Annotated in this window: 17 protein-coding genes; 14 read left to right on the forward strand and 3 right to left on the reverse strand. The window is 68.7% G+C overall.

Going from position 1 to position 13,033, the window contains the following annotated elements; all coding sequences use genetic code 11:
• From A5784_RS38870 to A5784_RS27680, 3 genes are all read left to right on the forward strand, one after another.
• The coding region (locus A5784_RS38870) for a hypothetical protein (RefSeq protein WP_197514896.1) at positions 1–153 on the forward strand (153 nt) is incomplete at its 5' end.
• Between the two features lie 34 nt (positions 154–187).
• Positions 188–1,441 carry a phosphoserine phosphatase SerB gene (serB, locus tag A5784_RS27675; protein ID WP_064948072.1) on the forward strand — a complete coding sequence of 418 codons (1,254 nt, stop codon included), beginning with the start codon at positions 188–190 and terminating at the stop codon, positions 1,439–1,441.
• A 59-nt stretch (positions 1,442–1,500) separates the two neighbouring features.
• On the forward strand, positions 1,501–1,797 hold the full coding sequence (locus tag A5784_RS27680; RefSeq protein ID WP_064948073.1) for a hypothetical protein: 297 nt from the start codon (positions 1,501–1,503) through the stop codon (positions 1,795–1,797).
• A gap of 7 nt (positions 1,798–1,804) precedes the next feature.
• On the opposite strand, the gene yczR is transcribed toward A5784_RS27680, so the two are convergent.
• Positions 1,805–3,244, reverse strand: coding sequence for a MocR-like transcription factor YczR (gene yczR, locus A5784_RS27685; protein WP_064948074.1), 1,440 nt, complete (start codon positions 3,242–3,244; stop codon positions 1,805–1,807).
• Positions 3,245–3,308: 64 nt separating this feature from the next.
• On the opposite strand from yczR, the gene A5784_RS38875 reads away from it, so the two are divergent.
• From A5784_RS38875 to A5784_RS27720, 8 genes are all read left to right on the forward strand, one after another.
• Entirely contained in the window at positions 3,309–3,455 is a 147-nt protein-coding gene (locus tag A5784_RS38875) for a hypothetical protein (RefSeq protein WP_197514897.1), read from the forward strand.
• Positions 3,455–4,153, forward strand: coding sequence for a membrane protein YczE (gene yczE, locus A5784_RS27690; RefSeq protein WP_064948075.1), 699 nt, complete (start codon positions 3,455–3,457; stop codon positions 4,151–4,153). The genes A5784_RS38875 and yczE overlap by 1 nt, the downstream gene beginning before the upstream one ends.
• Positions 4,099–4,953: an ABC transporter ATP-binding protein gene (locus A5784_RS27695; protein ID WP_064948076.1), complete on the forward strand. Its 855-nt coding sequence runs from the start codon at positions 4,099–4,101 to the stop codon at positions 4,951–4,953. The genes yczE and A5784_RS27695 overlap by 55 nt, the downstream gene beginning before the upstream one ends.
• The gene (locus tag A5784_RS27700; RefSeq protein WP_064948077.1) at positions 4,950–5,771 is read left to right on the forward strand and encodes an NUDIX hydrolase; all 822 of its coding nucleotides are present in this window, start codon (positions 4,950–4,952) and stop codon (positions 5,769–5,771) included. Before A5784_RS27695 ends, A5784_RS27700 begins: the two co-directional genes overlap by 4 nt.
• Complete coding sequence (locus A5784_RS27705; protein ID WP_064948078.1) at positions 5,768–6,433, forward strand: enoyl-CoA hydratase; 666 nt, start codon at positions 5,768–5,770, stop codon at positions 6,431–6,433. Before A5784_RS27700 ends, A5784_RS27705 begins: the two co-directional genes overlap by 4 nt.
• A 32-nt stretch (positions 6,434–6,465) precedes the next feature.
• Positions 6,466–7,458 carry a class I SAM-dependent methyltransferase gene (locus tag A5784_RS27710; RefSeq protein ID WP_064948079.1) on the forward strand — a complete coding sequence of 331 codons (993 nt, stop codon included), beginning with the start codon at positions 6,466–6,468 and terminating at the stop codon, positions 7,456–7,458.
• A complete protein-coding gene (locus tag A5784_RS27715) occupies positions 7,416–8,618 on the forward strand; it encodes a THUMP-like domain-containing protein (RefSeq protein ID WP_064948148.1) in 1,203 nt (400 codons plus the stop codon). The genes A5784_RS27710 and A5784_RS27715 overlap by 43 nt, the downstream gene beginning before the upstream one ends.
• A 75-nt stretch (positions 8,619–8,693) precedes the next feature.
• On the forward strand, positions 8,694–9,383 hold the full coding sequence (locus tag A5784_RS27720) for an esterase (protein WP_064948080.1): 690 nt from the start codon (positions 8,694–8,696) through the stop codon (positions 9,381–9,383).
• An 11-nt stretch (positions 9,384–9,394) separates the two neighbouring features.
• Here the strand turns inward: A5784_RS27720 and A5784_RS27725 are convergent, their stop codons facing one another.
• Entirely contained in the window at positions 9,395–10,678 is a 1,284-nt protein-coding gene (locus A5784_RS27725; protein WP_064948081.1) for an outer membrane protein assembly factor BamB family protein, read from the reverse strand.
• A gap of 171 nt (positions 10,679–10,849) precedes the next feature.
• Here A5784_RS27725 and A5784_RS27730 point away from each other — a divergent pair, with 171 nt between their 5' ends.
• From A5784_RS27730 to A5784_RS27740, 3 genes are read left to right on the forward strand one after another with little or no spacing between them, the layout of a single operon-like run.
• Positions 10,850–11,590 (forward strand): acyltransferase, encoded by a 741-nt coding sequence (locus A5784_RS27730; RefSeq protein ID WP_029366104.1) that lies wholly within the window; start codon positions 10,850–10,852, stop codon positions 11,588–11,590.
• Positions 11,587–11,970 carry a YidH family protein gene (locus A5784_RS27735; RefSeq protein WP_064948149.1) on the forward strand — a complete coding sequence of 128 codons (384 nt, stop codon included), beginning with the start codon at positions 11,587–11,589 and terminating at the stop codon, positions 11,968–11,970. Before A5784_RS27730 ends, A5784_RS27735 begins: the two co-directional genes overlap by 4 nt.
• Positions 11,967–12,281, forward strand: coding sequence for a DUF202 domain-containing protein (locus A5784_RS27740; protein WP_064948082.1), 315 nt, complete (start codon positions 11,967–11,969; stop codon positions 12,279–12,281). The genes A5784_RS27735 and A5784_RS27740 overlap by 4 nt, the downstream gene beginning before the upstream one ends.
• On the opposite strand, the gene A5784_RS27745 is transcribed toward A5784_RS27740, so the two are convergent.
• Positions 12,278–13,033, reverse strand: a complete 756-nt coding sequence (locus tag A5784_RS27745; protein WP_064948083.1) for a glucosamine-6-phosphate deaminase — start codon at positions 13,031–13,033, stop codon at positions 12,278–12,280. The two genes, A5784_RS27740 and A5784_RS27745, sit on opposite strands and share 4 nt — an antisense overlap.

Here is a 13,033-nt window from a genome sequence, read left to right on the forward strand (position 1 = left end):
CCGCGGCACAACTTCACCGAGCTGCCCCGCATCCGGTCGGAGCGTCCCGCGTTCGAGCTGCACTACCCGCACATGATCGAGCGGATGCGCGCCGAATCCCACGTGGGTCGGTCGCATCACCCCGAGCTCGAAACCGCGGACCGGTCCAGCTGACGACAGGCGGCTACTGGGGGAGATGAGTCGAAAGATGGCTTCTCCTATCGGCTCTTCGCGCGAGCGCGCATCGGTCCTCATCACCGTCACCGGAGTCGATCAGCCCGGCGTCACATCAGCGTTGTTCGAGGTGCTGTCCAACCATCAGGTGGACCTGCGCAACGTCGAACAGGTCGTCATCCGCGGCCGGCTCACCCTGGGTGTGCTGGTCGCGGCGCCGGCCGAGGTGGTTGACGGCGGTGGCTTGCGCAGCGACGTCGAGGCCGCGATCCACGGCGTCGGACTGGACGTGACGATCGAGCGCAGCGATGACCTGCCGGTGCTGCGGGATCCGTCGACCCACACCATCGTGGTGCTGGGCCGACCGATCACCGCGCAGTCGTTCGGTGTGGTGGCGCGCGAGGCGGCAGCGCTGGGCGTCAACATCGACACGATCCGCGGGGTCTCCGACTATCCGGTGACGGGTCTGGAGCTGCGCGTCTCGGTGCCATCCGCGGCGGTCTACGCCCAGCTGCAGGCGGCGATGGCACAGGTGGCCGTGGACGAGGGCGTCGACATCGCGCTCGAGGACTACAGCCTGTCGCGGCGCGCCAAACGGCTCATCGTGTTCGACGTCGACTCCACCCTCATCCAGGGTGAGGTCATCGAGATGCTGGCCCAGCGGGTCGGCAAGGAGGCTGAGGTGGCCGCTGTCACCGAGGCCGCCATGCGGGGTGAACTGGACTTCGCGGAATCCTTGCACCGCCGGGTGGCGACCTTGGCCGGGCTGCCCGCCGAGGTGCTCGACGACGTCGCCGAGCAGCTCGAGCTGACGCCCGGCGCGCGGACCACCATCCGTACCCTGCGCAGGCTCGGGTTCCACTGCGGCGTGGTCTCCGGCGGCTTCCGCCAGGTCATCGAACCGCTGGCCGAAGAGTTGATGCTCGACTACGTCGCGGCCAACCATCTGGAGGTCGTCGACGGCAAGCTCACCGGACGGGTGATCGGACCGATCGTGGACCGACCCGGCAAAGCGAAAGCCCTGCGCGACTTCGCCAGCCAGGCCGGGGTTCCGATGGAACAGACCGTCGCGGTCGGAGACGGCGCCAACGACATCGACATGCTGGCCGCGGCGGGGCTGGGGGTGGCGTTCAATGCCAAGCCGGCGCTGCGCGAGGTCGCCGACGCGTCGCTGAGCCATCCCTACCTGGACACCGTGCTGTTCATCCTGGGCATCACCCGCGGCGAGATCGAAGCTGCCGACGCGATCGACGGCATGGTGCGCCGCGTCGCGATCCCCGAAGACTGAGGCACTCCCACGGCCGGGTTCCAGCCGCGTCCTGTAACGCCGTCACGTAGGGTGTCGATATGGCGAAGGTGAAGAACGCAGTTCTGGTCGGAGGTTTCGCCGTCGCGGCGGCCCTGGGGCAACTGGCATTCGCCTCCCAGGCTGACGCCAAACCGTGCCCGTCGGGCACGGTGCCGTCGAAGTTCGAGGGAGTCTGCGTCAGCGGCCCGTCGGGCGGCGGCGTGGTGCCGGTGCTCACGCCGGCCAGCGAAGGATCGGGTGTGACGAATGCGCCCGGCCAGCTGCCTTCGGTCAACGGTATCCCGTGCACCATCGAGCATTACGGCACCTGCCTGGCGCTGTCCCAGCAGCAGTAGGGCGCTCTCAGACCACCAGCGTCGGTTGCTGCGGGCTGCTGACCCCGGTGATGCTGCGCCAGGCCCGCACCATCAGCTCAACCGCTTCCTCCAACTGAGGCTCCGGCAGGGCGTAGGGCAAGCGGATGAACCGCTCCAGCGTGCCGTCCACCCCGAATCTCGGACCGGCGGGCAGATCGAGACCCAACCGGGACGCACTGGCGGACAGCGCCGTGCTCATCGGTGCGGGCAGCCGCACCCACAACGACATCCCGCCGCGGCCGTCACCCGGCTGCCAGTCGGGCAGTTCGCGGGCCAGCAGCGACACCAGGTACTGCCTGCGCCCGTTGAGCAGCTCGCGCCGTTCCGGCAGGATGTCCTCGCGTGCCGCGAGAAGCCTTGCCGCGGTGAGCTGTTCGAGTATCGGCGTGCCGAGGTCGAGGGCCGGCCGGATGGCGGTGATGGTCGCCAGCGTGGCGCGGTCGGCGCGGATCCAGCCCACCCGTAGACCGCCCCAGAACGACTTCGACATCGATCCGATGGTCAGCACCAGGTCATCACGCGGCACAGAGACCGCGAGCGGCGCCGGCGGTGGTGCATCGATCCACATGTCGACGATCGACTCGTCGACGATCGTGCGGGTGCGCGTCTCGGAGATGATGTGCCCCAACCGGGTCCGGCCCTCGGCACCGAGGGTGAACCCGGTGGGGTTGTGGCAGTCGGGAACCAGGTAGGCCAGGCTCGGCGCAAGCTGGCGCAGTGCGGCGTGCACGGCATCGAGTTCCCAGCCGTCGTCAGTGAGCGACACCGGCACCGGGCGGGCCCCGGCATGCGTAATCGCCGACAGCGCACCGTGATACGTGGGTTGCTCGACGAGCACGCGGTCGCCGGCCTGGGTGTGCGTCGCCAGGATGAGGCCGATCGCGTGCTGAGCGCCACTGGTCACGATGATCTGGTCGGCATCGGTGGGCAGCCCGCGCTCGCAATACCTCTCGGCGATCGCCTCGCGCAGTGCGGTGACGCCGGTGAGTTCGTGGCCCGGCTCGTGCAGATACGGGGTGACGTCGTGAGCGGCCTCGGCGAACGCGTCGAGCACCGCGGCGCACGGCGCTGACAGCGCTGCCGCGGCCAGGCTGACGGCCGGCTGAGTCGGTTCGGTGACCACTTCCGAGCGCAGGGGGAGCGCGGCGGTGCTGCGGGCTCCGCGGCGGGCGTTGAGATAGCCGTCGTCGCGCAGCTGCGTGAACGCCGCGGTGACGGTCGTGCGCGAGACCCGCAACGTATCGGCCAGAGCGCGCTCGCTGGGCAGCCGTGACCCGACCGGCAGCCGCCCGTCGACGATCAACAACCGGATGGCGTCGGCCAGCCCCAGATAGGCGGGTCCACTGAGACTGGATGTGCGCCAGTTGCCGAGTTCGCGGGCCAAAAGATCCACATCGAGGGCGCGGGCGGCCATATCACTGCTCATAATGAGGCCAGTATTCGCCAACTGGCTATTGATGAGCAAGCCAGTTGGTCGGAATGATCGAGGCATGAGAACGAATTGGATGTCGCGGCTAGCGGAAAATCTCCGTCGTGTGTACGACCCGCGCAACGCCGTCGCAGACTGTGACGTCGACGCCCGCAGGGTGTCCAGCGAGCTCGACGCCATCCGCGTCCGATTCCGGGAGCACGCCTGATGACCGCGCTCAAACGGGGCACACTGCTGCTGATCGGTCTGTGCGGCTACGGCGTGTCGATGGGCATGATGGTGCGCGCCGGCCTGGGCCTGGACCCGTGGGACGTCTTCCATCAGGGCCTGACCCGGCACACGCCACTGACCATCGGGCTCGCGTCGGCCGTCGCCGGAGTCGTCGTGCTGCTGGCCTGGATCCCGCTGCGCAACAAGCCGGGCATCGGCACCGTCGCCAACGTCATCGTCATCGCGATCACCGTCGACACCACCCTGGCCGTGCTGCCCGCACCTCACGCCATGCCGGTGCGTATCGCAATGATGCTCGGCGCTGTGGTGCTCAACGGCATCAGCACGGTGCTCTACATCGGTGCGGGGCTGGGCCCTGGCCCGCGAGACGGCCTGATGACCGGCCTGGTGGCCCGTACCGGGCTGTCGATCCGCTTGGTGCGAACCGTGATTGAAGCGACCGTGCTCGCCGTGGGCTGGCTGCTCGGCGGCTCGGTCGGGGTGGGCACCCTCGTCTATGCGTTCGGCATCGGTCCGTTGGTGCAGCTGATCCTCAAGTTCACCCCGCGCGCCATCCTGTTCCACGATTTCAGCGGCAGGCGCGACCGCGAGCGCGCCGAGGACATCACTACGATGGGCGAGTGCCCGAAACCGGACAAGATGCAGCCGACGGTGCCGGCAGTGAAGACCTGCTGATCGACTTCGCCAGGGTCACGCTCCGACGGGGTGGGAACACCCTTGTCGGGCCGGTCACCTGGGCCGTCGAACTCGATGAACGCTGGGTGGTGATCGGTCCCAACGGAGCAGGCAAGACGTCGCTGTTGCGGATCGCCGCCGCCACCGAACACCCGTCCTCGGGCACGGCTTACGTGCTCGGGGAACGGCTCGGCCGTACGGACATGTCCGAGCTGCGAGCCCGCGTCGGACTCAGCAGTTCAGCACTGTCGCAACGGATCCCCGATGACGAGCTGGTGCGCGACCTGGTGGTCTCCGCGGGCTACGCGGTGTTGGGCCGGTGGCGCGAGAACTACGAAGACGTCGACTACGCGCAGGCCGTCGACATGCTCGAAAGCGTCGGCGCCGAGCACCTGGCCGACCGTGTCTACGGCACCCTTTCGGAGGGTGAGCGCAAACGGGTGCTCATCGCCCGGTCGCTGATGACCGATCCCGAACTTCTGCTGCTCGACGAGCCCGCCGCCGGGCTGGACCTCGGCGGGCGAGAAGAACTGGTGGCGCGGCTCGCCGATCTGGCCGCCGATCCCGACGCTCCGGCGATCGTGCTGGTCACCCATCACGTCGAGGAAATCCCGCCCGGCTTCAGCCACGCCTTGATCCTCTCCGAGGGCGCCGTCGTGGCCGCCGGACTGCTCACCGATGTGATGACGGCGGAGAACCTGTCCAAGGCCTTCGGCCAGTCGATCGCCCTGGACATGATCGACGGGCGTTATTTCGCGCGGCGGATCCGCAGCCGGGCGGCGCACAGGCGGCGAGCATGACGCCACCCTTGCCCCCGAGGCCTGCCGCGACGGTGATGCTCGTGCGAGACGCGGATGCCGCCTCGCAGATCGAGGTGTTCCTGATGCGCAGGCACGCCGCGATGGAGTTCGCCGGCGGCGTCATGGTGTTCCCCGGCGGCGGGGTCGACGACCGCGACCGCAATGCCGACATCGCCTGGTTCGGCCCCGAACCGTCGTGGTGGGCCGAGCGGCTCGGCGTGGACGCCGGGCTGGCCGAGGCGCTCGTCTGCGCCGCGGCGCGGGAGACGTTCGAGGAGTCGGGCGTCCTGTTCGCCGGGCCTGACAACGATCCCGACGGCATCGTCGGTGACGCCTCGGTGTACCGCGACGCCAGGGCCGCGCTGGCCAGCAATGCGCTGTCGTTCGCCGACTTCCTGCGCCAGGAGAAGCTGGTGCTGCGCGCCGACCTGCTGCGGCCGTGGGCGAACTGGGTGACTCCCAAAGAGGAACAGACCCGCCGCTACGACACCTATTTCTTCGTCGCTGCCCTGCCCGAAGGGCAGCGGGCCGACGGCGAGAACACCGAGAGCGACCGCGCGTTCTGGAGCACCCCGCAGGCCGGGCTGGACGACTTCGCGGAGGGCCGGTCATTCCTGCTCCCACCCACGTGGACCCAGCTGGATTCACTGAACGGCCGCACGGTCGCCGAGGTGCTGGCCGTCGACCGCAAGATCGTCGCCGTCGAACCCCATCTGGCCGTCAAGGGCGGCAATTGGGAGATCGAGTTCTTCGACAGCGACCGCTACAACGCGGCACGCAACCACCGTTCCCCAGCGACACCGGGTGGCACCACATGAACGAATTCGTCAGCGTCGTCACCAGCGAGGCCGAGCCAGGGATCGCGACGCTGCTGTTGTCGCGGCCACCGACCAACGCGTTGACCCGGCAGGTGTACCGGGAGCTCACCGCGGCCGCCGGGGAACTGGCCGAGCGCCCCGACATCGCAGCGGTCGTGCTCTTCGGCGGCCACGAGATCTTCTGTGCCGGCGACGACGTGCCGGAACTGCGCACGCTCGACGCCGCCGAGACCGCCGTAGCCGACACGGCGCTGCGCGACTGCCTTGAGGCCGTCGCGGCGATCCCGCGGCCGACCGTCGCGGCGATCACCGGCTACGCCCTCGGCAGCGGCTTGGCGTTGGCACTGGCCGCGGACTGGCGGGTGAGCGGGGACAACGTGAAGTTCGGCGCGACCGAGATCCTGGCCGGGCTGGCGCCCCGCGGCGGTGCGGGTGCGCGGCTGGCCGGCGTCATCGGCGCCGGTAAAGCCAAGGAGCTGGCCTACAGCGGACGGTTCGTCGGGGCTGAGGAAGCCGTGTCGCTGGGCCTGATCGACGAGATGGTGGCGCCCGATCACGTCTATGACTCGGCGTTGGCATGGGCCCGCCGGTTCATCGAGCATCCGGTGGCGGCGCTGGCCGCGGCCAAGGCGGCTGTCGACGGGCGCACCGACCGGAACTGACCCGCGCGGCGCGGACTATTAGGCTGCCCTGCATGACAGAGATCAAGGAATCCGGCGTCGAGGCTGACATGCCGGCTCCTAACCCGCACGCCACGGCTGAACAGGTCGAGGCCGCGATGCACGACAGCAAGCTCGCCCAGGTGCTCTACCACGACTGGGAAGCCGAGACCTACGACGAGAAGTGGTCCATCTCGTACGACCAGCGCTGCATCGACTATGCCCGCGGTCGCTTCGACGCCATCGTGCCCGAGGACGAGCAACGCGAGCTGCCCTACGAGCGGGCCCTGGAACTGGGCTGTGGCACCGGCTTCTTCCTGCTCAACCTGATCCAGTCCGGCGTCGCCAGGCGTGGATCGGTGACCGACCTGTCACCGGGCATGGTCAAGGTCGCGACCCGCAACGGCCAGTCGCTCGGCCTGGACATCGACGGTCGCGTCGCCGACGCCGAGGGCATCCCGTACGAAGACAACACGTTCGACCTGGTGGTCGGGCACGCCGTGCTGCATCACATTCCCGACGTCGAGCTCTCGCTGCGCGAGGTGGTCCGGGTGCTCAAGCCGGGCGGCCGGTTCGTCTTCGCCGGAGAGCCCACCACTGTCGGTAACCGCTACGCGCGTGAGCTGTCCACGCTGACCTGGCATGCCACCACCAACGTCACGAAGCTGCCGGGCCTCGACGGCTGGCGCCGCCCGCAGGCCGAGCTCGACGAGTCGTCCCGCGCCGCAGCGCTGGAGGCCGTCGTGGACCTGCACACCTTCGACCCGGCGGATCTGGAGCGCATGGCGACCAACGCCGGCGCGGTCGAGGTCCGTACCGCCAGCGAAGAGTTCACCGCGGCGATGCTGGGCTGGCCGGTGCGCACATTCGAAGCCGCGGTGCCTCCGGGCCGATTGGGTTGGGGCTGGGCCAAGTTCGCGTTCAACAGCTGGATGGCGCTGAGCTGGGTGGACGCCAACGTGTGGCGCCGGGTGGTGCCCAAGGGCTGGTTCTACAACGTGATGGTCACCGGGGTCAAGCCGTCGTAGCTTTCACTGTCGCCGATGTCGGCTATCTGCGGTCGCGCGAGGGTCGTCTGGCTCTCGCCGCGACCGCAGAGCTGACTTTGGCGGGCCCGGCACTGGTCGGTGACATCGCCTCTCTGCGAGCGCGTTTCGGTGACCGAGCGGCGGTCCTGGTGGAGACCGTGCAGTTGCGCCGCAGGGCCGCCGCCAAATTCGACGACCCGGCGCACTGGCTGTTCACCGACGAGGCGCTGCAACAGGCCACCGCGGCACCGGTGGCTGCGCACCGCGCCCGCCGACTGGCTGGAGCGCGGGTGCACGACGCGACCTGCTCGATCGGCAGTGAGCTTGTGGCGCTGCGGCATTCGGCAACTGAATTGGTGGGCAGCGATCTCGACCCGGTACGGCTGGCGATGGCCGCCAACAACGTGCCCGGGGTGGCACTGTGCCGTGCCGACGCGCTGCGGCCGATCACCCGCGACGCCGTGGTGATCCTCGACCCGGCCCGGCGTCAGGGTGGCAGGCGGCGGTTCGACCCGCGCGCCTACACGCCGGCGCTGGACGCTGTGCTGGACGTCTACCGTGACCGTGACACGGTCGTAAAGTGCGCTCCGGGAATCGATTTCGACGAACTCACCAAGATGGGGTTCGCCGGTGAGATCGAGGTGACCTCGCTGGCCGGGGGAGTGCGTGAAGCGTGCCTGTGGTCGCAAGGGCTGGCCGGACGCGGCGTGCGCCGCCGGGCCACCCTGCTCGATCGCGGCGAACAGATCACCGACGCCGAGCCCGATGACTGCCCGGTGGCGGGCGCCGGGCGGTGGATCATCGACCCCGACGGCGCCGTGGTGCGGGCCGGACTGGTCCGGCACTATGCGGCCCGCCACGGTCTGTGGCAGCTCGACCCGGACATCGCCTATCTGTCGGGAGACGAATTGCCCGCCGGGCTGCGCGGGTTCGAGGTGCTCGAACAGCTGGGCTATCACGAGCGTCGACTGCGCGAGGTGCTGTCGGCGCGGGCGGTCGGGGCCGTCGAAATCCTGGTGCGCGGGGTGAACGTGGACCCAGATGCATTGCGGCGACGGCTGCGTCTGCGCGGCTCGGAGCAACTCTCCGTGGTGATCGCCCGGCTGGGATCGGGTGCCGCGAGTACCGCAACGGCGTTCGTTTGTCGGCCGTCGCGGTGAGTGCCACGTACCCTGTGGTTGACGCGCCGGAGTCGGAGCCGGCCTCTAGTTGATCGCCTGCGAGGACGACTGACAATGCGATTTCCCCCTGTAGTGGCCACTTTGGCAGCCGGTGTGCTGGTCGGTTGGCTCGTCACGCCGGTGGCAGCGGCCCAGAACGCGTGCACCGATCTGGGCGGCACCGTGGGTCTGGATCTGAACTGCACCGTGCACACCGCCAACGCGTCCTACACGCTCGATTTCACTTTTCCCGTGGACTATCCCGATCAGCAGCCCGTCACGGACTACCTGACGCAGACCCGGGACGGATTCGTCAACGTCTCGCAGATGCCGGGTTCTCGTGATCAGCCGTATGTGCTGGACGCCAGGGGAACCCGCTACACCTCGGGGCTACCGCCCCGCACCCAGAGCCTGGTGTTCGAGGTGTATCAGAACGTCGGTGGAACGCATCCCCAAACCTGGTACAAGGCCTTCAACTACAACCTCGTCACCCGGGCGCCCATCACGTTCGCCACATTGTTCAAGCCGGGCAGCAAGCCGCTGGACGTGATCTTCCCGATCGTGCAGCGCCAACTGCAGAAGCAGTCCGGCGTCGAGCAGGCGATACCGTCCAGTGCCGGGCTCGACCCGACGCACTACCAGAACTTCGCGATCACCGACGATGCCGTCATCTTCTTCTTCGGACAGGGGGAACTGTTCGCAGAGACCGCCGGTGCCACGCAGGCGTCGGTGCCGCGAGATGCGTTGGCGGACTTGCTGGCGTGACCGCGGCCCGGTCACGCCGGGGCGAAGCCGTAGACCTGACCGTCGCTGGTCGCGGCGACCACCCGCCGGTCGTGGCCGATGGAGACGCCGACCGGCCAGCCGGTGGCCTCCGGCAGCGGATAGCTGTTGAGGGTGTGCCCGTCGCTGGTGTCGAACACCAGCAGGGTCTGACCGTGCCCGCCCTCGCGCGCCACGGTGTACCCGAGGCCGGCGGCCCGGCTCGTGGTGGTCAGTGGCGTGACGTCATCGCGCGTCCACACGACGTCGCCCTTGTCGCCGTTGTCGCGCACGGCCATCAGCTTGGCGTCGGGGCCGCCGCCCGCCACGATCAGGCCGTTGGGTGACACCGACGGGGGCGTCTGGGCGAGAAAGTTCAGCGGTACCGACCATTTGGCCTTGCCGTCGGCGGTGTTGATCGCCCAGAGGCGTTGATCGCGGCCGTTGACGTAGGCCGTCGTCCCGTCCGCGGACAGCACCGGGCTGGCCATCGGGCCCTGGCCGACCGCGGTGCTCGTCCACTCACGGTTGAGCATCGGTGTCTGGTTCGGGCGGTACCGCAGGCCGACCAGAACTGGGCTGTCGGCACCGGGCTCCCACAGACTCAGCACCACGATGTTGGTGGCCTTGGAGAACGCGGGCGCGGCCGCCACCGGGCAGCCGCGCCGACCCTGCTGGCAGTCGCCCAACCCGCGTTGCGAATCGGTCGGATCGATGCCGGTTACCAGGTCGAGCGGCGTGCCGACCACGGTGCCGCGGTGTGCGTCGAACACCAGGACCTGCCCGAGGTGGGTGATCACGAGCAGTTGGCCGTCGTCGAGGAGGCGCGGCGTGGTGGGCATACCGATCACGGGTTGGCGCCACCGGATCCACTGCGTCGGCGGGTACGACAGCATGGTGCCGGGCTGGCCGACGTAGAGGTTGTCGAAGCCGTCGAACAGCGCGCTGGACCATCCGCCGCCCAGCACCAGCCGGGTGCACCAGCGCTGGCGTGCGTTGTTGTCCGACTCCCACACCATCAACGAACAACCGCCTGCGGTCTGCGCGTTGGCGGCGAGGTAGCCGGTCGCACCGAGGGCCACCTGGGCGCCCAGGGACCCCTTGACCGAGCGACTCCAGGCCGGCTTCAACTGGTCGGCCCCGTGCACGGCGCTGTAGCTGCTGTTGGCGGCGTCGCCGTATTGCGCAGACCAGCCCGCCGCAGGGTGCGCGTCGACCCATGAGTCGGTGTTCTCACACCCGGTGAGCACGCCGGTGAGCAGCGCCGCTACCGCCAGCGCAAGGTATCGGCGGATCACGGTGTCCTTTCGTCGGAGCCCGGACGGGTCGGCACGGAACCTTGGCTGCACCCAGTCGGCGCATGTGGTTCGCGCATATGGTCAAGCTGAGGGTAACCGCTACGAATGTGAGGGGGCAGGAGCGGAGCGACCCCGAATTCGGCCGAGTCCGCTCGCGTAGGCTTTCGGGCCATGACGACGATGTGGGGCGCCCCGATCCACAAGCGCTGGCGGGGTTCCCGCCTGCGCGACCCTCGGCAGGCCAACTTCCTCACCGTGGACTCGCTCAGATGGGTCATCGCCAACCGCGCCTACACGCCCTGGTACCTGGTCAGGTACTGGCGGCTGCTCAAGTTCAAGCTGGCCAATCCGCACATCATCACCCGCGGCATGGTCTTTCTCGGCAAGGGTGTCGAGATCCAGTGCACCCCCGAGCTGGCCCAGATGGAGATCGGCCGCTGGGTGCACATCGGTGACAAAAACACGATCCGCTGTCACGAGGGTTCGCTGCGGATCGGCGACAAGGTGGTGTTGGGTCGCGACAACGTGATCAACACCTACCTCGACATCGAACTCGGCGAGTCCGCCCTGATGGCCGACTGGTGCTACGTGTGCGACTTCGACCACAAGATGGACAGCATCGAGCTGCCGATCAAGGATCAGGGCATCATCAAGAGCCCGGTGCGCATCGGCCCCGACACCTGGATCGCCGCCAAGGTCACGGTCCTGCGCGGCACGACGATCGGCCGCGGCTGCGTGCTGGGCGCCCATGCGGTGGTCAAGGGCGACATCCCGGACTATTCGATCGCCGTCGGGTCGCCGGCCAAGGTGGTCAAGAACCGCAAGCTGGCCTGGGACACCTCGGCGGCGCAGCGGGCCGAACTGGCCGCCGCGCTGGCCGATATCGAGCGCAAGAAGGCCGCGAGCAACTGAACGAGCCGGCGGAGGACACGGGCCCCTGTTCGGGCGGGGAACAGGAGCTTGTCGATTACCGCTTCACACTCGCCAACGAGCGGACATTCCTGGCGTGGCAGCGCACGGCGCTCGGCCTGCTGGCCGCCGCGGTCGCCGTCATCCAGTTCGTGCCCGAGCTGGGCGTCCCTGAAGCGCGCCACGTCCTCGGCCTGGCGCTCACGGTGCTGGCGACGCTGACCTCCGGGGTCGGCCTGTGGCGCTGGCGGCAGGTCGAGCGGGCGATGCGGACCGGTACGGCGTTGCCTCGCCATCCCACGCCGGCGTACCTCGCGGTCGGCCTGTGCCTGATCGGCGTGCTGGTGCTGCTCGTCGCGGTCGTCCGAATGGCCTCGGGTTGAGGGTTTTCGAACGGGGACTGCAGGCTGAGCGGACCTCACTGTCGTGGACCCGCACGGCGTTCGCCGTACTGGGCAACGGGGCGCTGCTCATGCTCCACGACATTGCCGACCACAAGGCCGGATTCGGCTTGGTGGCAGCGTGTGTCGCGGTCGCGGTGGCGCTGCTGGTCTATCTGGTGGGCCTGCGCAGACAACGCGTTCTGGCTCGCGACCCGCTGCCGAACCGTATCGCCCCGTCACCCGAGGTCTACGTGGTGACCGTGGGCGTGCTCGTTCTCATTGTGGTGTCGGTGCTTTCGTTGCCGCTCTAGATGTTCTGCACCAATCGGTCGGGGAGCTCGGTGGCAGCGGAGCGGTCCGCGACCACGGTCACTTCCGGATGACGCTGCAGTACCGATGCGGGTACCTCCGTGCTGACCGGGCCGCTCAGTGCCGCGGCCAGCGCGGCAGATTTTTCCGGGCCGCGCGCCAACAGCACCACCGAACGGGCGTGGCAGATGGTCGCGAGCCCTTGGGTGATCGCATGATGCGGAACAGCGGACCTGCTGTCGAAGAACCGCGCATTGTCACTGCGGGTCTGCCCGGACAACGCCACGACCCGGGTGGTGGAATCGAGCGCCGACCCCGGTTCGTTGAAGGCCAGATGGCCGTTGCTCCCGATACCGGCGATCTGGACCTCGACGCCGCCGAGGTCAGCGATGCGCTGCTCATATGCCTCGGCTTCGGCATCGGGGTCGGCCGCCAGCCCGTCGGGTACGAGAACGTTGCCGGGTGCGATACCCAGCGGCACGGCCACGTTCGTGTGCACGTACGCGGCGTAGCTGCGCCGGTCTTGTGCGCCCAAGCCGACGTACTCGTCGAGGGCCACCAAAAAGCCTGTGCTGAGGTCTATTTGGCCCCGTCGCACGCGCCGGGCAAGCTCGGCGTACACCGGCATCGGGGTGCCGCCGGTCGCGATCCCGAGCCGTGGTTGGTGGTGCGTAAGCCGTTCAAGTACGACATCGGCAGCCACGATGCCGAATTCGTCGTCATCGACCACCAATACCTGAGTGGTGGGGGACAT

Origin of the sequence: Mycobacterium sp. 852013-50091_SCH5140682 (assembly GCF_001665685.1) — a bacterium.
Taxonomy (GTDB): domain Bacteria; phylum Actinomycetota; class Actinomycetes; order Mycobacteriales; family Mycobacteriaceae; genus Mycobacterium.